General features: G+C 41.6%; 21 protein-coding genes. 11 read left to right on the top strand and 10 right to left on the bottom strand.

What is annotated here, in order from left to right; all coding sequences use genetic code 11:
• Positions 1-44: 44 nt before the first annotated feature.
• The 4 genes from N0824_RS10900 to N0824_RS10890 all read right to left on the bottom strand — a co-directional run bounded on the left by N0824_RS10900 (position 45) and on the right by N0824_RS10890 (position 4095).
• Positions 45-737 carry a Uma2 family endonuclease gene (locus N0824_RS10900; protein ID WP_199224905.1) on the bottom strand — a complete coding sequence of 231 codons (693 nt, stop codon included), beginning with the start codon at positions 735-737 and terminating at the stop codon, positions 45-47.
• 130 nt (positions 738-867) lie between these two features.
• The gene (locus tag N0824_RS20710; protein WP_158269548.1) at positions 868-1563 is read right to left on the bottom strand and encodes a chromosome partitioning protein ParB; all 696 of its coding nucleotides are present in this window, start codon (positions 1561-1563) and stop codon (positions 868-870) included.
• Positions 1564-2913: an AAA family ATPase gene (locus tag N0824_RS10895; protein ID WP_108936779.1), complete on the bottom strand. Its 1350-nt coding sequence runs from the start codon at positions 2911-2913 to the stop codon at positions 1564-1566.
• A 240-nt stretch (positions 2914-3153) separates the two neighbouring features.
• A complete protein-coding gene (locus N0824_RS10890; RefSeq protein WP_108936778.1) occupies positions 3154-4095 on the bottom strand; it encodes a serine hydrolase in 942 nt (313 codons plus the stop codon).
• Positions 4096-4205: 110 nt separating this feature from the next.
• On the opposite strand from N0824_RS10890, the gene N0824_RS10885 reads away from it, so the two are divergent.
• The 5 genes from N0824_RS10885 (at position 4206) to N0824_RS10865 (ending at position 8687) form a co-directional block, all read left to right on the top strand.
• The gene (locus N0824_RS10885; RefSeq protein WP_108936777.1) at positions 4206-4868 is read left to right on the top strand and encodes a 4'-phosphopantetheinyl transferase superfamily protein; all 663 of its coding nucleotides are present in this window, start codon (positions 4206-4208) and stop codon (positions 4866-4868) included.
• Positions 4869-4965: 97 nt separating this feature from the next.
• On the top strand, positions 4966-6099 hold the full coding sequence (locus N0824_RS10880; RefSeq protein ID WP_002752604.1) for a glycosyltransferase family 1 protein: 1134 nt from the start codon (positions 4966-4968) through the stop codon (positions 6097-6099).
• A gap of 55 nt (positions 6100-6154) precedes the next feature.
• Positions 6155-6448, top strand: a complete 294-nt coding sequence (gene clpS, locus N0824_RS10875) for an ATP-dependent Clp protease adapter ClpS (protein WP_002765336.1) — start codon at positions 6155-6157, stop codon at positions 6446-6448.
• A gap of 2 nt (positions 6449-6450) precedes the next feature.
• Positions 6451-6735 carry a DUF2103 domain-containing protein gene (locus N0824_RS10870; protein ID WP_002732155.1) on the top strand — a complete coding sequence of 95 codons (285 nt, stop codon included), beginning with the start codon at positions 6451-6453 and terminating at the stop codon, positions 6733-6735.
• Positions 6736-6740: 5 nt separating this feature from the next.
• Complete coding sequence (locus tag N0824_RS10865) at positions 6741-8687, top strand: pentapeptide repeat-containing protein (RefSeq protein ID WP_108936776.1); 1947 nt, start codon at positions 6741-6743, stop codon at positions 8685-8687.
• Between the two features lie 467 nt (positions 8688-9154).
• On the opposite strand, the gene N0824_RS10860 is transcribed toward N0824_RS10865, so the two are convergent.
• Positions 9155-11509: a GH116 family glycosyl hydrolase gene (locus N0824_RS10860; protein ID WP_108936775.1), complete on the bottom strand. Its 2355-nt coding sequence runs from the start codon at positions 11507-11509 to the stop codon at positions 9155-9157.
• A 24-nt stretch (positions 11510-11533) separates the two neighbouring features.
• Between N0824_RS10860 and N0824_RS20990 the strand changes: the two genes are divergently transcribed.
• A complete protein-coding gene (locus tag N0824_RS20990) occupies positions 11534-11689 on the top strand; it encodes a hypothetical protein (RefSeq protein ID WP_199224904.1) in 156 nt (51 codons plus the stop codon).
• A gap of 209 nt (positions 11690-11898) precedes the next feature.
• Here N0824_RS20990 and N0824_RS10855 read toward each other — a convergent pair whose 3' ends face one another.
• The 4 genes from N0824_RS10855 to N0824_RS20985 all read right to left on the bottom strand — a co-directional run bounded on the left by N0824_RS10855 (position 11899) and on the right by N0824_RS20985 (position 14261).
• The gene (locus N0824_RS10855; RefSeq protein WP_002782647.1) at positions 11899-12342 is read right to left on the bottom strand and encodes a DUF3531 family protein; all 444 of its coding nucleotides are present in this window, start codon (positions 12340-12342) and stop codon (positions 11899-11901) included.
• A gap of 109 nt (positions 12343-12451) precedes the next feature.
• Positions 12452-13033 carry a CPBP family intramembrane glutamic endopeptidase gene (locus N0824_RS10850; RefSeq protein WP_108936774.1) on the bottom strand — a complete coding sequence of 194 codons (582 nt, stop codon included), beginning with the start codon at positions 13031-13033 and terminating at the stop codon, positions 12452-12454.
• A complete protein-coding gene (locus N0824_RS10845; RefSeq protein WP_061430547.1) occupies positions 13030-14088 on the bottom strand; it encodes a DUF3326 domain-containing protein in 1059 nt (352 codons plus the stop codon). Before N0824_RS10845 ends, N0824_RS10850 begins: the two co-directional genes overlap by 4 nt.
• Positions 14085-14261, bottom strand: a complete 177-nt coding sequence (locus tag N0824_RS20985) for a hypothetical protein (protein ID WP_002762817.1) — start codon at positions 14259-14261, stop codon at positions 14085-14087. The genes N0824_RS10845 and N0824_RS20985 overlap by 4 nt, the downstream gene beginning before the upstream one ends.
• A gap of 662 nt (positions 14262-14923) precedes the next feature.
• On the opposite strand from N0824_RS20985, the gene N0824_RS10840 reads away from it, so the two are divergent.
• From N0824_RS10840 to N0824_RS10820, 5 genes are all read left to right on the top strand, one after another.
• On the top strand, positions 14924-15544 hold the full coding sequence (locus N0824_RS10840; protein WP_002762819.1) for a hypothetical protein: 621 nt from the start codon (positions 14924-14926) through the stop codon (positions 15542-15544).
• Positions 15545-15571: 27 nt separating this feature from the next.
• Positions 15572-16762 carry a PEP-CTERM sorting domain-containing protein gene (locus tag N0824_RS10835; protein WP_052275686.1) on the top strand — a complete coding sequence of 397 codons (1191 nt, stop codon included), beginning with the start codon at positions 15572-15574 and terminating at the stop codon, positions 16760-16762.
• Positions 16763-16773: 11 nt separating this feature from the next.
• Positions 16774-17235 carry a hypothetical protein gene (locus N0824_RS10830; protein ID WP_002762822.1) on the top strand — a complete coding sequence of 154 codons (462 nt, stop codon included), beginning with the start codon at positions 16774-16776 and terminating at the stop codon, positions 17233-17235.
• Positions 17236-17253: 18 nt separating this feature from the next.
• A complete protein-coding gene (locus N0824_RS10825; protein ID WP_002762824.1) occupies positions 17254-17460 on the top strand; it encodes a hypothetical protein in 207 nt (68 codons plus the stop codon).
• Positions 17461-17867: 407 nt separating this feature from the next.
• Entirely contained in the window at positions 17868-18422 is a 555-nt protein-coding gene (locus N0824_RS10820; protein ID WP_002762826.1) for a Uma2 family endonuclease, read from the top strand.
• Positions 18423-18467: 45 nt separating this feature from the next.
• Here N0824_RS10820 and N0824_RS10815 read toward each other — a convergent pair whose 3' ends face one another.
• The gene (locus N0824_RS10815) at positions 18468-19298 is read right to left on the bottom strand and encodes a DUF4351 domain-containing protein (RefSeq protein WP_108936773.1); all 831 of its coding nucleotides are present in this window, start codon (positions 19296-19298) and stop codon (positions 18468-18470) included.
• Positions 19299-19367 lie beyond the last annotated feature (69 nt).

The following is a 19367-nucleotide window of genomic DNA, read 5'->3' as shown; positions in this document are numbered from 1 at the left end:
AATTATAGGACAGTGGATCAAGAATAATTGTCTAATTTTACAATCTAGCTGTAATTGGCAGTTAGTTTATTGACAAAATCTCGATGTTCTGCTGTTTCTAAACCCCGCTGCAAAATCAATAAAACTTTTCCTAAGTCGCCCATTAATAAAGCGTTTTTATCTAGCCATAAACCGGGGAAGATTTGGGAGCGCATTATGCCCTCACTATCGGGTTCTAGTTTAATATATTCTCCTGCCTGTAGCCGAAACCAATCAAATTCTTGTTCATAAAACCGCCAGACTAGATATTCTTGGACTTGATTGCGACGGTAAACATTTAATTTTTGATGAACATCGTAGGAAGCACTAGACGCGGCAATTTCGACAATTAATTCCGGCGCTCCTTCTACATAATCATCTTGACTAATTGTCGATTGTCCTCCCTTGTCAATTCTTAATAGGGCATCCGGTTGGGGTTCGTTATCAATATCTAATCTCACGGTACAATTATCCCCTAATTGCAGATAGGGGGTAAAAGCTTTATAAAAACCCAACCATAACATAATGTGCGCGTGGGGTTCACCATGTTGGGTAATTCTTAAGGGAGATGCCATATAAACAATTCCTTCAATTAATTCTGCTTTTTTGAGATGGGGCATCCCTTGATAACGTCGTTCAAATTCCCATCGAGTTAATTTATCGCCGTTTTCTAGGGGAGGAATTGTTAAAGAAGCAGCTATTACTGGGGTAGTTGTCATAAGTTTTCTCTTTTCACCCGTCTTCTAGTTAATCTTTGCCCGCTATCGGATCAGGCTTTTTTACTGATCTTCCATTATTATAACACCCATCGGTAGGGTGTGTTAAAGCATCTCAACACACCCACAAAAATCAATTAGAAGTCAGCAAATAATCCATTAATTTGATCAAAGTTTTTTCTCCCATTTTATCTACTCGATCAGTGATATCATTAAGAGAAATAAAGGGCTTCTCCTTTAGAAAATTTGCAGTAACTGTTCTATTTATTCCCGCTTTTTTAAGTTGATTAGCATCACAGCTATTCAAAAGCTCTAAAATCGACTTAGAAGGAGGATAAGGAGGAGGAGAAGCAGGAGGAGAAGGAGGAGGAGAAGCAGGAGGAGGAGGAGAAATAATAATTTTTTCTTCCAGTCTTTTGATTTCTTCTCGCATAGCCTGTAATTCATTTGTTATGCTTAATCTGAATTCACTCAAACACTTCTCAATATCTGGATGGTTGTCAATATCTGGCTTTGGAGCATTTAGTTCAGGGCGAAGTAATTGGATTTGTTGCTTGGCATTATCTTCGTATTCATGATTTATTACGATAGAACTAATAGTCTCAATACTAGAATTTCTTTCTCTGGCTATTCTAGAAGCATAGTATTCTAAATTACCATTAAGAATTTCGTACTGTTCAAATCCTGTTTGTTTTAAAGTAATTGGACAGACTATTCCTCCCATATCAATAATAAGATTAGCTAGGTTTTCCAATTTATTTTGCTCGAAGCTTGAGAGAGCTTCAGAAGAACTGATATTATCTAAATCAATTCGTAAAAATTTCCACATTTATTTAACTCCTATTTTAGCTAAAACTTCCAGTGCTAAGGCTTCAAATTCTGCTGCTGACACTCCTGCATCAGCTTGATGTTCGGCATAATCCATTATAGATTGGGGGGCAGGAATTTCTAAATCTCCCACAGTAACGTATTGATTTATACAGCGAGATAAAGGCATTCTTTCCGAGATAATTGATTCCATCAAGGGTAAACCATACTTGTCTGGAATCACTTGTTTTTGTTTGGGGAAATTATATTTTAAGTATTGAGCATGGGTAGAAATTTTGGAAGGTAAAACACCTAAAATCTCTAAGTTTTTTTTGCCTAAGTTTTCACGAAGATCATTAATATCTTCATCGATAAGCTTCTTGACTCCTTGTATTCCTTGATTAGAAAAAGGTTTCAAATCAGAAGGAATTATCAGATAATCAGCTGCAATTAAAGATACTTGAGCGTATAAATCTAAGGATGGGGGAGTATCGATAATTGCAATATCATAATCTTGCGTCACTCTTTCTAATTTTTTCGCTAGTCTAATGTAGGCTCCTCCTCTTTGAGTTAATTCGCTTTGCTTACTAATTAAGATAATGTGAGAGGGAATTATATCAATCTCAGGATAAGTAAAACCTTGAGATTTTCTGACGATATCTGGGATAAAATTAGAGTCATTTTTTTCTAGCAAATGAAAGACATTTTTATCTTTTAAATCATCGTCATCATCGAATTGAAACTTAATTAAACCAACGGCAAAAGTACTATTAGCTTGAGCATCAATATCAATTAATAAAACTCGCTTGCCTTTTTTACTCAAGGCTGCCGCTAGATTGGTAGCGACGGTGGTTTTACCAACACCACCTTTATGATGATAAATTGCGATGGTTTTCATGGGATTTTTGTGGTTGATTGTTGGAGAATTAAGCGGTGGAATACCCAGGGATAAGGTCTCGTAGCCAATCAGAGATTTTAACTGTTCTAAGTGAGAGGCAATTTCTAACCCAGAACATCTAAAAACTAAATAAATTTTATCGGGTTTTCTTCGATAAAGTTGAATCTCATCACCATTGGTTAATAATCCCCACTGCACTTTAAAGTAGTTGAGATAATAACCTAAACGGTGACGATGATTGGTGAGCTTTTCTCTGGGATTTTTAGCCTCGACAATTAGACAGTGAGAGGATAAAAACTGCTTTTTGTTGATAGGTTTTTGAGCGGAAACAAGGAAATCTAAGCGGACTTTACCGAAGCTAACTTGTTGATACCAATGTTCGGCATTGTAGCCTAGTTTGGGGAGTAAATACTGGACAATTAATTTACTCTCCACTTCCCTTTCGTTATGACAATGGTGAGGGTTGAAAGTCACATATTTGAGGAAATACTTAAAAACAACTTATTGTTAGTTTAAATGATGACAGCCCTTCCCGTCAAGGTAAAGCACAGACTAAACTTAATCGAGTATTTCAGCTGCAAGAACAAACCCTATCTATCCCAGAAAATCTGTATATTGAGATGCACATCTGTAAATTTACATATCTATGGCAGTAGGATGTTTATCTAGCACTTTTGACAATGACAGAGAAAACTATCCTACCCACAGCTTTAATTAATTGAACTGCATAATTTTCTCGGCTACCTTCTGGGAAATAAAAGGTAAAATTGAGCGATTTTGACTGTTATCTTTTCCCTCGGTAAATACCACCAAAAGATAGGGGGTATGATGGGGAATTTCAATATAGGCTGCATCGTGACGTACTTGACTTGTCCAACCAGCTTTTGACCAAATTTGACTATTTTCTGGTAATCCTTGTCCCAGAAATCCTAAGATTTGTGTATCATCTCCTTGACTTGTCCAATCAGCAGCATTAAGACTTCGTTTTAGTAAAGACATCATCATTTGAGAACGTTGGGAAGAAACCGCAATCCCCCCAACAATAGTATGAATTAAACGCGCCACTGCATTGCTAGTTAACATATTGCGATTCTCCATTAATTCCCCTAAAAAAGCGCGTTCACGTCCATAGGAACCATCAGACCAAGTTTTTTGATTAACGTTAATTGTCGCTAATTCTGGCCAATTTAAGGATTGAAAATAACGATTAACTATGTTGCGTTGTTGCTTCCAAGTTTCAAAAGGACCGGCGGCAATTTCCGGACCGCTAGTGGTTCCCGTGAGCAGATCTACAACTAAACTGGTAGCATCATTACTAGAGTCAACAATCATGTCACGAATGGCGCGATTTAATTCGCTGCTTTCGGGAATCATTACCCCCTCTAACCACTCATGAATTGCTACTAGATAAAATAATTTCACTAAACTAGCGGGATAGGTTCTTTCTTGTCCGCGATAACTAAAGCCGCGGGGGGAATATTTCCAGAATTCTTCGTGAGAAATTGCTCCCCCCGTGTTGACGATAACGGGAGGATCATATACTATCCAAGTTAGGGCGATTTGTTCTTGAGCTAATTGGGGAAATTCTCGCCAAGTTGTTTCTAAAATATCTGTACCGAACTGTTGGAGGTGGTCTTCAGTATGAAAAAAGTTCATAGGTGTGCTGCAAAGTCAAGAGTTAGAAGGTGGATAAATTCTTGAGTCGGCAATTCTCATTTTACGGTAAAATTTACCGATAATTAATTATTTGATCGCTTCTGAGTTTAATGTTTATATCTACCGATGAGGTTCATCTCTATTTTATCAGTCTCGATCCCTCTGGGGATAGACTAGAAAAACTGGCTTCTTTGCTCTCGGAAGATGAAATAATTAGAGCTAATCGTTACCATTTTCCCCAACACAAGCGGCGTTTTTTGGTGGCGAGGGGGTGTTTACGGGAGATTTTAGGGTCATATTTGGCGATAAGTCCCGAAAAAATCGAGTTTATCTACAGTGAACGGGGAAAACCGAGTATTAACTACCAATTGCAGTTTAATCTCTCCCATTCCGAGGAGATGGCAATCTGTGGCTTGACTTTAACCGCTCGCATCGGGGTAGATTTAGAGAAAATGCGCCGGATGAACGATTTAAATAGCTTGACAAAAAGGTTTTTTTGTGCTAGGGAACACGAGCTTGTTGAAAAGTCTGGGGAGAAGGAAAAGCTATTTTTTCAGTTATGGACGGCAAAAGAGGCTTATTTAAAGGCACTGGGAACGGGAATTAGCGGGGGACTCGATCGAGTGGAAGTGGGCCTCAATCCCTTAAAATTAGACAATGTGGCGGGGGAATGGCAATTATGGACAGCGGCAATCGGCGATAATTATCGAGCGACGGTGGTTATCGAAGGTAGCGATCGAGTGATTAAAACCTTTGGCCTTTCTGATCTATGATTAATTGGGGAGTTAATTGCCTTGAGAAATTCAGTAATTATTCCTAGCTATCTCAAAAAAAGCTTGCCCTTAATTATTACTTAACCTTGTTTTCTCTATGCGAATTGCTCTTTTTACAGAAACTTTCTTACCGAAAATCGATGGAATTGTCACCCGTCTTAAACATACCGTAGAACACCTACAAAGATTAGGTCATCAGGTATTAGTTTTCTCTCCCGATGGCGGTTTAAAGGAGTACAAAGGTGCTAAGATTCATGGAGTTACAGGGATTCCCTTACCCCTATATCCGGAATTAAAAATGGCTTTCCCCCGGCCTTCAGTCGGTCAAGCTTTAGAGAGGTTTAAACCGGATATTATTCATGTGGTTAACCCCGCTGTTTTAGGGGTGGGAGGCATTTATTTTGCCAAAACTATGAACATTCCCCTCGTCGCTTCCTATCATACCCATCTCCCCCAATACCTACAACACTATGGGTTAGGGTCCCTAGAAGGATTACTCTGGGAATTATTAAAATTGGCCCACAATCAAGCAAGTTTAAATCTCTGCACTTCCACCGCTATGGTGCAAGAATTATCTAGTCGTGGCATTGAAAAGGTCGAGCTTTGGCAAAGGGGAGTCGATACGGAATTATTTCAACCTCATTTAAAATCCCCGGCCATGAGACTGAAATTATCCCAAAATAACCCCGATAGTCCTCTCTTATTATACGTTGGTCGAGTGTCGGCCGAAAAAGAAATCGATCGCATTAAACCAGTATTAGAAGCGATTCCCGAAGCAAGATTTGCCATTGTGGGAGATGGTCCCCATCGGGAAGCTTTAACAAGTCATTTTGCCGACACAAATACCCATTTTGTCGGTTATTTACAGGGGTTAGAATTAGCCTCCGCTTTTGCTTCCGCAGATGCTTTTCTGTTTCCCTCACGCACAGAAACCCTCGGTTTGGTACTCTTAGAATCCATGGCTGCTGGTTGTCCGGTAGTGGCAGCAAATTCGGGGGGAATTCCCGATATTGTCACCGATGGAGTTAATGGTCATCTCTTCGATCCTAGGGATGAAAAAGGTTTAATTAGTGCCACCCAAAGATTACTAACCGCCAAGGCAGAAAGAGAGGAATTACGACGAAATGCGCGTCTAGAAGCGGAAAAATGGGCATGGCAAGCGGCCACCAAACAGTTATTAAATTACTATCACCAAGTTTTGAAGAATAATTCTGTGGCTTTTGCCGCTTAATTGTTGTCAAAATGCTCGAATTTAACCGCCAAAACCTTGACCTATTGTAACTTTTATGGCCAGCGCACCTAGTACCACCTTAGATAAGTCCACCCAAGTTGTCAAAAAGACTTATCCCAACTATAAAGTTATTGTTCTCAACGATGACTTTAACACCTTCGATCATGTGGCCAATTGTTTAATTAAATATATCCCGGATATGACCACCGATCGAGCTTGGGAATTAACTAATCAAGTTCACTACCAAGGACAAGCAATTGTCTGGACAGGTCCCCAAGAACAAGCGGAACTTTATCACCAACAATTGCGACGGGAAGGATTAACCATGGCTCCCCTAGAGGCCGCATAATTATGAATAATGGTCGCTTAGTTTGGAATCATTCTACTCATATCCCGGGGTTGATTGCGGTATTAGAAAAGTTAATTACCTATCAAGGAATCACCACTGTCACCCCCGGGGTACTTTCTCGCTCAAAAGGTCATTGTCCTCGGTTACAATTGCGGATATCAGTGCCGATTCGTGGTGGTTTTAAGCTGATTGCTAGGACAGGAAAAAGTGTTCAGGAAGTCTTTGTTATCACCGATTTAAACCAAGAGGATTTAGAAATGGCTATCCAAGCTTGTTTAGGAAAATAACTGTCGTGGGTGCGTTGTTGAAAAGCTGCTGGTTACTAATCATTGTTTTTCTGTTTTTCTGTTTACATTCTCTCCCTAGTTTGGCAGTAGTGGATAGGGTTCCTTTAACAGTAACTTTATTGCAGGAACGTTTAAGCGCACCCGTCCTTAAAGAAGGGATGACTACCATCGATTTAGCTAATTTAGTTATCGATATCCGCGATGAAAATAAGGAACTGCAAGAACAATTTTATCAACAGATTCAAGGTCAAATTAATCGCGCTAAACAACCCCTAGGTTTAGATTTTAGTAACTCCTTAATTCAAGGCAACTTTATCGCTTCCCGTCTCGGTTTACCGACTCCTTTAACAAAAGTAGCTCTCGCTACCTTATTATCCCCCACGGAAGAACAGTTATTACAGCAGGACGAAAATTTTTTATTCGATAGCGATGAACCAGTTTTTAATGTCACAGTATTTCGTGGACCGGTGAAGTTGCAGGGAACCGTATTTATGGGAGAGGTGGACTTTTCTAAGACTTTTTTTCTGCAAATTGTCGAAGCAATGGCAGCAAAATTTAGTCGCGAAAGTAATTGGTTAGAATCGCGTTTTGCTAGGGTGGCAAAATTTACCAAAGCCAATTTTATGGGAGATGTAAATTTTAGTCAAAGTCAATTTTTAAATAAAGCCATATTTCGCAGCGCACATTTTAAAAGTATTACTAACTTCCATCGCAGTCATTTTACTGCCGAAGCTTATTTTGATCAAACCAAATACGATAAACCCGCAGATTTTACCCGTACTTTCTGGCAAAAAGAGGCCAATTTTTCCCAAAGTCAATGGCGAGATCGTCCGCTATTTTCTAAAAGTAGATTTTTAAGTTTATTAACCTTTAGAAATGCCACTTTTGAAAAATCAGGCGCTTTCCGGTCTAGTTATTTTAATGGTGTGGTTAGTTTTCAAGATGTGAAACTTTTAGATCAGGTAGATTTTAGTAATTCCACTTTTACTAAAAATAGTTATTTGAGTGTATCAGGATTAGCTTTTGATTCCGATAAAGCGAAAATACTGGGAGATAGAGGAGTAATTGGTCAAGCAATTTATTTACCAAACCTAGCAGGAAATGAGACAGTTTTAAGAAATTTAGTTCGTAATTTTCGCTCCCTAGAACAAATTGCCGATGCCAATCAAATTGAATATAAAACCGAAAAATTGCGATTACAACAGTTAAAACAAAAACTGAATAATATCTCAGTTATTCGCCTAATTAACCTCACTTGGGTAGCTGATTTTCTGCATACTTCTTTCCTTACTTTGCTATTACTCTTAAGTCAAGATGGTACAAATTTTAGTTTAGTTTTCGGGACAGGAATCATAATTTTTGCCTATTTTGGCTGTTTATTTTGGTTAATTGATCGCGTGCGTCGTCTGACTCCTAAACCAGTAATTCCTAATGGTTATGAAATCTTTTGTATGGTAACTAGCTATATTATTCTCACCCTTTCCGGTGTGTTTAATATTCTGCAATCTGCCAGTCGTCCCCTACTAACTTTAACAGCTATTGCCCTAATTCTTGTCCCCTTACCCCTAATTTTAATTATCGAACTTTATCGTCGGGGACGCTATCACGATTTAATGGATAGTTCCTATTTCCTGCAAGATGGCAGTATGCGACAATTACGCTTATTAATCACCCGTTTACCCGTGGTTCCTGAATTTCCCCTCTTTCGCGATCGTTATACTCCCATTCCTTGGCAAAAGCGTTGGAATTGGTTAAATTATTACGATTTAAGTCTCAATAATTTGCTAAAATTAGGCTTTAACGATTGGCGAGTTCGCGATCAAGAATTACCCGCTATCATTTCCTTTTTAGTTTGGTATCAATGGGGTATCGGCATCTTTTATATCACTCTCCTTATCTGGACTCTCTCGCGCACGATTCCGGGGTTAAATATCTTGATTTATTTAAAATAAACTGTAAAAAATTAGGCGTTGCTGATTTTAAGTATGAATTGTCTTCTTTTGCAATTTTTAAAACCTAGGACTAGGCTAATTTGTGGATAGGTGCAAAATTAGTGTTTATATCTTAATTCAGCAGCACCCTAATTTTCGTGATGCTTGGTTATAATATGAATATCTACAATTATTTCTCCTCAAATGCTTCAGGAATTAGTGATCACTTTATTAAGACAGAAAATTTCTGCCAACTTATAGCGTTTCCTAAGCTAGTGAGGTACACCTATTTTTCTTCCCTTTTGCATTTTGCCTCTTGCATGAGTGCCTAAAACCCATAACTTTTGTACCTCAGCAGACTGAAAAACGGTATAATTGAAGATGTAGTTGCAGCAATCGGTAGTCTAGCCATTCAAATACCGGGAGTTTATGAAGCAACTTTATTAGACAGTATAGAAAGGCGACCTAGTGTTAGTCCAAAAGAAAATTTATCCCTGAAATTCCGTCAAAACCCCATAGATGGCCCAGATAGCCATGGCGCGTAAATAATGACAAGCACGAAAAGTTCCCACCGATGTTATTGCTTCCGGGGTGCGAAATTGTAAGCCATTTTCATAGACTTGTTTCACCACCGCTTCTGTAATTTGCCATCCCTGCTTTTCCATTCCCATTTGTAGTAAAAAAGCCACCAACCCAAAATTAATTCCTACCCAAACTTCCAAGGGATGAGTTGCCTCGGGATTTTCGGGAGTACCATCGGGTTTTAACCCATTTGCTGCCCCAAATTTTCCCCCATGAAACTTGAGAAAACAAGCCTGATAAATCTTACTTAAAGCTGATTGCGTGTATTGATTTTCTACCACATCCGGTAAACTCAATAAACGGGCATAAAATTGACCGCATAATTGGTCAGTCATCACCACATCGGAACCACTGCCACTATCTAAATTATAATATTCTCCATTCCAGAGAGTCTGATGATAAATAGCGCGAGATTGCCGTAACCAACCAGCAAAAATTGCCGTATCTTCTCCAAGAATTGCCCCAATTTTAATCGCCGCTTCTAGGGCTGCTATCCACAAGCCACCACAATAGGCACTAATTCCCTGTAAACGCCAATCATCAAAGGTTTGGTCTGGTGCGCCAGAATTTTCGGGAATCCCATCGTTATCAAGGTCAAAAGTTTTTAAATATTGCAAAGTCAGGACAATTGACGGCCAACATTCCCGCAGAAAATCCTCATCTTTAGCCCCCGTTAATAAATAATCCCGATAGACTAATAAAACAAAATCACTGCCTAAATCTTTCCAGAGATTACAATCTTGATAACTGGTGTAATTGCTCTTTTGCCAAGGGTGTTCATTGGGTGCGCCTAAATCGTGGGGAGTGGCATTTTTAGCCTTACGAATGGCACTAGCTTGGTTATAACCGATAATCCGAGGAGTATCGTCACTGCTGGGAATTGCCCTGGCAAAAGCTTCCATGACGGACTTTTCTAAGCGTGGCCATAACATCAATAACCCAAAGGAACCATAGAGACGCACATCAAGACTTTCATACCAACGATAATCAATACATTCTAAGACCCCAAATTGACCGATGGGATCCTGTTCCGTGGCTGCTGTCCAAAGAGTCCCGCCGTCAGTTAGGAGGTATAATTCGTTAAATAAAGCCATTTTAAACCAATCAGCCAGATCGCTGCGTTCTAGGATCGGTTTTTGCCAGTTAATAATATTTTCTCGCCATGTATCGCCGTGTTTTAAGGCCGTGCGTACCATCGCCCAAGCATTTTGACCATTGCGACCGAAAAAGTCCGTATAACGACGATAATAGTTAATTCCTTGGGCAAATTCGGTGACAGGTAAATCCCAAGCTAAAATAAAGGGAATTTTGCGAGTTTTCCCCGGACGAATAGTAAAACGAATCGCCATGGCCGTGGCCGTTTGTTCCCCTTTTTCGGCGGGGGTTTCGTCCTCAATATCCGGTAAAGAGCCATTCATGGCGAAATAGTCCCAAACTTCGCCCCCATCGCCCGCAGGGTTCCATTTACCCAGATAAAATACCTCTAGACTCGGATTAGTGATAGTGGCAATCGCCATCTGTCCATCCCCTTCCCCGGGGTTTTCGTAATCCCGACGCATTAGACAGCCAACGCGGAAATTATCGACAATCCATTGATTATAATTACCCTCACTTTCCCCCCATTTTGATTGATATTCATAGACGGGACTACCATCATCTCTCACTTTAACCACTGGGGATTTAATCGCGTTAGTAAACCAACCGATTGTATTTTGCCAAGTCAGCATAATACTAATAGTAATTGGTTTATCGGTGGGATTATGAGCCGTCCATTCAAATAGGGCTATAGGATAACTACTTTCTTGATAATTATGCGCCCAAACCGGTGAGAATTGTTCGCAAATTAATTGAGTCTGAAAAACATCTTTGTACTCGTACCAACTGCGGGGATAAAGGGACCCATAGCTTCCCTTTTCGGCTGGATACCACGACCAGCGCGATAATGTTCCATCCGTCGGGCTTTCCGTCGCCATAGCGTAGGCTTGGGCGCTTCCGTCTTCTGTTTGTTCAAAAATGCTAAATTGACAGGCGGCAAGGCTATTAAAACTGTGTTCACCGCCGTCCAGATGCCAGAGGTTAAAGTCACCTTTGGGGGAACGTCCGATGCAACCGGCCCCAAATCCCCCCAGAGGCATCCCATGCCAAGGACCATCATCTAAATTGCTGGCATAGCGGACGCTGTAGGGTTTTTCCCAACCTTTGCCTAGAGGACGTTTCCAAGCAGCGGCGGGAATTTCTGGAAGGGAGACGAGATTAAGCATAGATTTAAGTGGGAATTATGAATTATGAATTATGAATTAGGAATTGGGGATAAGGGAGAGGGGATAAGGGATAAGGGAGATGGGAGAGGGGATAAGGGAAAGGGGAGAGGGGAAAGGGGAAAAGAGAGAATAAATAAAAATAATATCCTGAATTCAGACTCTACCGAACCTGTCATGTAAAACTATCAACAACTCGTGCTTGTAAAGCTTGTATACTAAGGCTTTGAGTTTTTGTTAGATTGATATTTATCAACTTTAGAGCATTGCTGGGCAGAGAGGTAGCTTGAGGAATCTTCTACAGTGTAAGTTCGGAAGAACCATAATTCATAATTCATAATTCATAATTCATAATTCTGACTCCACCAAGAAACTTTTTTAGTAAACCCTCATTATTCGCTAAAGAGATAATTACTGCGATCGCTCACTGGCCAATCTTGATTTTCTCCACCGATAATTAAACGTTTAATATCGACAAAATCCTTACTTAATTGGGTCAAGGCATTGATTAAAATATCTAAAGCAATAAGATCGCTAGTACCAAGGTCAAACCAACAACGTCCCCAAGTACCTAAGTATTCAAAATCGGTCATATTGTGCATCGGTGACATAAAGGCATTTTCGGCCATATCTGGATCGTATTCCATATAACTAATATCGACTCCTACCTCTTGTACCTGTAGGTTTTCGGCATTGAAAGCCCCTAATTTACCCAAATAAAACCAAGAGGCAAAAACTTCTTCTACATATTGCTGTTCTATATTCGAGGGAACTGTCGAAAATTCCAGCCAAAACCAGACATCAAAAGGATTAAATTCGCGAAATTGCACTTCCATATTTTTTATAGGAGACAGGAGTAGTCACTGATAACTGATAACTGATAACTGATTACTGATTACTGATAACTTCCCCACTGATAACTGATAACTGATAACTGATAACTGATTACTGATTACTATGCTGTAATTTCCAGAGAAAACTAGCGAGGAGATTGGTGATAACATGAGCGAGGATCGGGATTAATAAATTACCGGTGATGATGACGGTATAACCGAGGGCAAAACCGACAACAGTTGCCCAGATAACATAGGGCCATTGTTGGGAACCGCTAAAATGGAGGATGCCAAAAATTAGACTAGAAACGGTTAAACCAAAGATATTTAAGCCCAAAGCTGGCAAAATCACCCCGCGAAATAATAATTCTTCACTTAACCCCGGCAGTAATCCAATCCAAATTAAATCGGGCCAAGCTAAAGGTTTAATGACTAATTGTAAGTAAGCGTTAGCACTATGGCGATAACTAGGCCAAAAACCATAGAGAAGCCCACTAATTCCACTAATTGCCCCCGCTAAGGCTAATCCGAACAGGAAATCCGGGAGAGTCCAGCGAATGGCGGGAATAGCGATCGCACCGAAATATTGCCAAACTTTGGCGACTACCAGCAAGATAATCGCCGTTACCGCCATAATGGTGAGGACTTGTGTGCGTGTCAGGGGATCAAATTCGGAATTAGGGGAATTAGTCACGGATTCTCGGATAAACAGCGTAAAGAGTTTAAATTAGGGCGAAGAGATGCGAGGCTAACCCCTGCCCGTTGACAAACGATCGCACCGATCGCCTCCATATACGAGTGTACCCTAATTGCTTTCACCCCTAGGGGTTCTGGGGCCACCTTCATTCTTGTACTATTTTCCTGCACAGCAATCAGTACAGTTTTTTCTTGACAAAAACTCAAAACTGTGCTAGAGCCGCAGGCACTGGCGGGAACGATCAGCGCGTCCACCTCCCGGCTCCAAATAGCATCGGGACCGGGCCGCTTGACCAATTGGGGGGCGCGACTCAAACCCACCAAAACGCAGGGTAAAAAAGTATAACCGATTTCTTCGGCCGCGGCCTTGGGGGAAAGTTGCGGATCGAGGGGCAGCGGACTTAAAGCGGGAGCGTGGGCCGCCGGTATTTGGAATTGTCGCACCACCAGATGGGAAATTACCGCTTCGGCCCCGGCAAGGGGATCCACCCCCTGACCATGGCGATAATTAGCCAGGGCAATGCTATCGGGATCGTCGGGAAAACGGGCAACAATGGCGATCGCTTCCGCCCGGCCTTGCTTAATCAGTTTTTCTGCTCCCCGCAGCAAGCTGTCGGGATTGCCAATTGTTCCCCAACTGGCCCCGGAGGCTGCCTCTCGCAACTGCACATTTAAGGGGGCATCGGTGACAAGGTAATCGGTCAGATCTAAGCCTAGGGTGGCCCGGACAGCATCGGCAGCCTGAAGGTGTCTTTGCAAGAGGTCAAATTCAATGGCGCGATCGAATAGTAACCCGATGCGATTTTGATGGACGGGACTTAATCCCCAATCCCCCCGGGCAAAACGATCTAAAGCGTAACCCTCCACATAATAGGTGTTGGCTAGAGGCCAGTACAGTTGTGCGCCATTAAGGACATTGGGATGGGTAATTAGGCGATCGCAAACTTGGGCGATCGCTCTGGCCACGGGAATGCCATCCCCAGCATAACCGCCAATCGCTGCCCCGATGCCGGTGGGAATAATTAGTACGGCGGTATAGGGACGGGAATTCACGAGGCAGTGGTGACAATCGCTTCGACTTTGACTTGATTATTCTCGCTATCCACTTCTGTGATTGCCCAACGCAAGGGTTCACCCCGTTTGGCTAATTCTTTTTCGATTTCTTGCTGCAGTTGTTGCGGGGTTTCCTGTAGGTCGATTTCGGCACTAATAAAGTGAGTGGTCATAGTCATAACTCCCGTGGATCATCTCATTTAGTTTACCGCAGTGGGGAGACCACTTCGTGAGCGTTGCGGGGGGGAGTGGGGAGAAGACCGATAGCCGTAGTGTGACACCCTTAGGAATAGACCTCTTGTAAAAATCAAAAATTATCTTGGTTGGTTAGGAGTCAGCAGCCAGTAGCCAGGAGAATTAAGAAGGAACAGTAATCAATTAAACAGTCTATTTGGATATTTTATGCCACTTAATCCTTATTTTTAGCGTTTTTAAACCATCAAAAATCAATTGTGCCAGAGATTTAAGCATTAGCTTCAAAATAGTTAAGAATTATTCTCAACTATTAAAAAATATTGTTGATACTAGACTTGGCTAAAAAAAAGCCCTAGACTGAATGGTTGACAAGAAAATTAGTCTAGAGCCTGATTAAACCAAAGAAGCGATGCCAGTCGCTCCTTTAGCAGTGCATAGTTGAGGCTAAGTGATTACTAGAATCATTTAGCGCCAGCTTTGTCTATGTCTAAATTCTAGTCTTGACGTTATTGAGCGTCAACTTGAGTCTAAAAATCCTTTGATGGTTGGACACAGGTATTCTCTGGACTTTTTTGATCAAAGTTCGACTTAATTGAGATAATTTCTCATTTACTCTTTCCAAATCGTCAAGGAGAAGCAGATGTTATCTGATCCCACAGAATCCGAAAAAATAGATTTCCCCAAAACCCTAGATATCGCCACCGTTTGCGTTTATGGGCTAGGAATCCTCTCGGCGGGCTTATTTTTATTCCTGCCCTTCGTCAATCTCCTGCATCCGAGTCCGTGGCAGCGATGGTTAGGCACAATTCACGGTTTTGGCTCTTTATTAGCCCTAGTCGTCATTGTTTACGCAGGCCACCTCGCTTTTCCCCTGTTAAGAGGTTCTAGCAAACTCTTGCGGCAAATGCGAACCCTCACCTTCTGGGCTACCGTCCTCGCTTTTTTAGCGATCGCCACTGGTAATTTAGCCTATATGCGCTATCGAGCCGGTTCAGAATTTGGCGGCGCGCGCGCTTGGTTAAAAGAAAATTCGCCCCTCGGTCAATACGTCCTTATGGAATACCACGAATTCAGCGTCCTGTTTACCTTGCCCCTAGGCGTGGTCTGCACTTGGATTCTCTGGAAATACGGCGACTCAATTTTGGACAAAGCTAACCGACCGGTGTTAACAGCCACTTGCATTGCTCTGATGGCAATGATGTTTTTTGCTATGGGTGGTCTCGTTAGCGGCCTCGGTGTCGCCAAAATTCAGGCTCTGTAACCCCTTATTTGCTGATTCAACTCAAAAATGACTAAAATTCAACTTTCGCTCGTTCTAGCCACTGTTTTCGGCTTACATACTGTGTCTCCTGCCCTAGCGGGTTCGATGTATAAAATCACCGACTTGGGTACACTCAGCCCCGATGGTACGGATACGAGGGCAGCCAGCATTAACAACCAAGGTCAAATCGTCGGTCGTTCCCGCACTGCCGGTAATACCGCTTCTAGTGGCTATATCTGGGAAAACGGTACGATAACGGCTTTACCCCTTACTGGCCCAGTTAATGGCGGCACCCCCGTCACTCTCCCCGGTCGCGGTGGTTTATCTCGTTCTATTAATGACGCAGGGATGATTGTCGGTGCGGGAGATGAAACCGCCGGACCCACAGACCGGGCGTTATTGTGGACTCCTAACGGTTCCGGGGGTTACGACCTCAACATTTATAACTTTGGTGGCCTGGAAAGTTATTTTATCGACATCAACAACAGCAATCAGATTGCTGGTTATCATATCTTTGAAACCAATCGAAGAAACGCTATTTTCTGGGAAGATGGTACGCGCATCAACTTACCTAGTCTTGACGGCGATCAAAATTTTGGTTTAGCCATTAATGACAATACCGAAATCGTTGGTTATGTAGACTCCGATGGTGTAGTGGACGGAACTAATGTCTACAGTGCTGCTTTTTGGGAGCAGGATGCCAATGGTAATTTTGTCCTGACTAATCTAGGAATTCCCAACGGATTCGCCCAAAGTTTTGCCCGAGATCTTAACGAAAATGGCTTAGTTATTGGTCAAGCGACTAATGGTTCAGGAGCCACTTTAACCTCTAGTGGATTCCTCTGGGATAACGGCAATTTGATTAATTTAGGCAGTCTTGGTGGTACGCGAGGCGATGCTTTAAGTATTAACGAATCTGGTCAAATTGTTGGCTTTTCTAATCTTGCTAGTGAAGTTGCCCATGCGACTCTTTGGCAAGAAGGCCAGTTATTTGATTTAAATAATTTAGTCATTAATGGTACGGGTTGGGTTTTAAATCAAGCCACGGGCATTAATGGGCGTGGCCAAATTATTGGTTTTGGCACTTTTACTAATGAATTGGGAGAAACGGAAACCCGCGCTTTTCTCCTAGAATCTGTACCCGAACCTAGCACCATTATGGGACTTTTAGCGGTGGGAATTTTGGGTTTTACACAGTTACGAACTCTTAAAAAATAGGAGCAACTCTCATGACACAACCCTATGTTGATAGCCCTTGGTACGGTAAAATCTGGGCTTTTGTACAACAATTTCCCCAAGGTTTAGCCCAAGGTGCCAAACGTTCTCCCGCTACTTCTGGCCCTGCAGCTGCGGCAATTATTAGCGCCGCAATCGGTTGTTGTTTAATGATGGTTTCTCACCATTTTTCCGATGCAGACCAGACAAAAACCGTAGAAACTCTGCTCTGGAATTTAGGGTCTTGGATTCCTGGCAGTAAAAATCCTAGCAAAATGTGGGGTAATATTGGCAGTTATACCGGCAAAGAAACTATGTTATTAATTGGCTGGTTAATCAGTTGGCCTATACTCCATTATCTCTGGAAAGATCGCAAGATTAAGGCTAAAACAATTCTCTTTTGGTTTTTCGCCCTCATTATTGCCGCCACCGCTATGTCATGGCATCCTATCTTTCCTTATTTACCCTTAACTTAAACTTATGGAGGTAACAAAATGGATGTTCAAATTAGAAAACTTTCCTCTCGTAAAATGCACAATATCGTCTGGATTTTAGTGGGAGTTTTTGGTTTATTTGCTATTACTTTTCCTCTGTCTATGTGGCGAGTCAGCAATATGGAAAAGTTTCAAGGTTCTCATGTTAAATCTTTACCAGTGGAAGGAGAAGTGAATTGCAAATCTTCACGGATTACAACTAAATAAGGGGCTGGCTTAATACTAAGCAAGACAGTTTCAGCTAAGAAGGAAAAAATGTCATATCCTGTGGAGGCAAAACATCAAATAGTTGTTGAAAAGGAGAGACAATTTCTGAATTTTTGGCTGAGAATAAAACCCCCTTTTCAGAGATTTTATCTACTCCAAGTAATCTGGTTAAGCTGTACTAAATTTAAACTGAGTATTGGAAATTTGGCTCTTCTGGTTTCTGTGTGGAAACGAGGTCTATACTGATAGTTTCTTCCGCGGCTCGACTGAGCTTCGCTGAACGTAAAAATAGCCCTAAAAGTCTTGCCCGATAAGCATTGCACGATTCCATAAGCAAAAATTATCACACAAAGAATAAGAGAGCCATTCTCGTACTATAATTGATAGTAGGCTTTCCCCTAGAGATTATGATCGCAGTTCCCAACTACATCAGTCCCCAAGAATATCTCGCTATCGAGCGCCAGAGCCAGATCCGCCATGAATACCGACGTGGTTTGGTTTATGCGATGGCCGGCGGTACGGATAATCACGAGCGCATCGCCTTCAATTTTCTCAAAGTCATTGACGAACATTTCGGCGACTCTACAGACTGTAGGTTTCACTCGGGTAATGTCAAGGTTAACTATCAAGATCAGTTTTATTACTATCCCGATGCTTTTGTTACCTGCGATCCGCGCGATCGCCAAGATCGTTATCTGAAACGCTATCCGAAACTAATTGCGGAAGTGCTTTCCCCCAGTACGGCCGCTTTTGACAAGGGCGAAAAATTCCAAGATTATCAACAGATAGAAACTTTAGAAGAATATGTATTAATTTCCCAAGAAATCCAGCGCGTGGAATGCCGTCGTCGTAATTCTCTGGGGATATGGGAAACGACTATTTACGAGACAGGCGATCGCGTAATCCTGTCAAGTATTAACCTAGAGTTAGCCATCGCCGATCTCTACCGCGGAATAGATTAAAGTGTTAACTACTCTCATGGATAGACCGCATTTAGTTTATTTGTACTAACTAGCTCGGCAATTTTCCAGCCATTCTTCTAAATCTTGTAGTGACTGAAAATCTAACAAAGCTTCTCCCAAGTTTTCTAACTGTTCTAGGTCAAGACTGCGGATATTGGGCAGTAATTCGGGAGAAATGTCCCCTACACGCCGATTTAATTGACGTAAAACTAGGTTAGCTTCTCCCTCTTGTCGTCCCTCTTGTAAACCCTCGGACCAGATTTCTTGATAGATAACTGATTCTTTCATGATGTCTTTCCTCAATAATCGTTGGATGATGTCTTTCTTTAATACTAACCCGGCTAGAATTGCGGTAGATGCAGCCAGATTACTTTGTTCTCGACTATCGCTGATTTGCTCGATTTCTTGGGCAATTTGCCGCAGTAAGTTTTCTTGTTTCTCAGCTTGAGCGAGTATGGCAAAAGGAAACAGTCCGGAGGCCTTTAATAAGGGTTCCGAGGGTTGTTCCCACAGTCTAATCACTTCAAATTGATGAGAGGTTTTCCCTTGTTTATAATCATTCTGTCGGACTGTGGGGGAGTCACTTTTCCTTAGATAAATAACCACTTGATGGATAGGTTTACGGGGATAGCGTCGATAGAGTCTGGTGGCATAATCTAGCATTCTATAGGGAATATCTTCTTTAGGGTCGGTTTGGAACTCGATATGTAAGATTAATTCTTCCGACTCCAAAAAGATTAAAGTATCGGCTCTAATTGGCTCTAGGGACAATTCCGAGGGTTTAATTTCTGTTAATTCTAAGGGTTTACCCAGCAACCAAGTGGCCAAGTCTCTCGAATATTCAAGGGCGATAAATTTACAGGTAGAATCATACATTTTCAATTCAATTATAGGTTAAGGCTGACCTATATTTTAACAAAATTATCACCCTATTCCCCCTCAATC

This window comes from Microcystis sp. 0824 (assembly GCF_003112475.1).
GTDB classification, from domain to species: Bacteria; Cyanobacteriota; Cyanobacteriia; order Cyanobacteriales; family Microcystaceae; genus Microcystis; species Microcystis aeruginosa_C.
The sequence above is the reverse complement of the archived record's forward strand: the minus strand, read 5'-3'. Positions and strand labels throughout refer to the sequence as shown.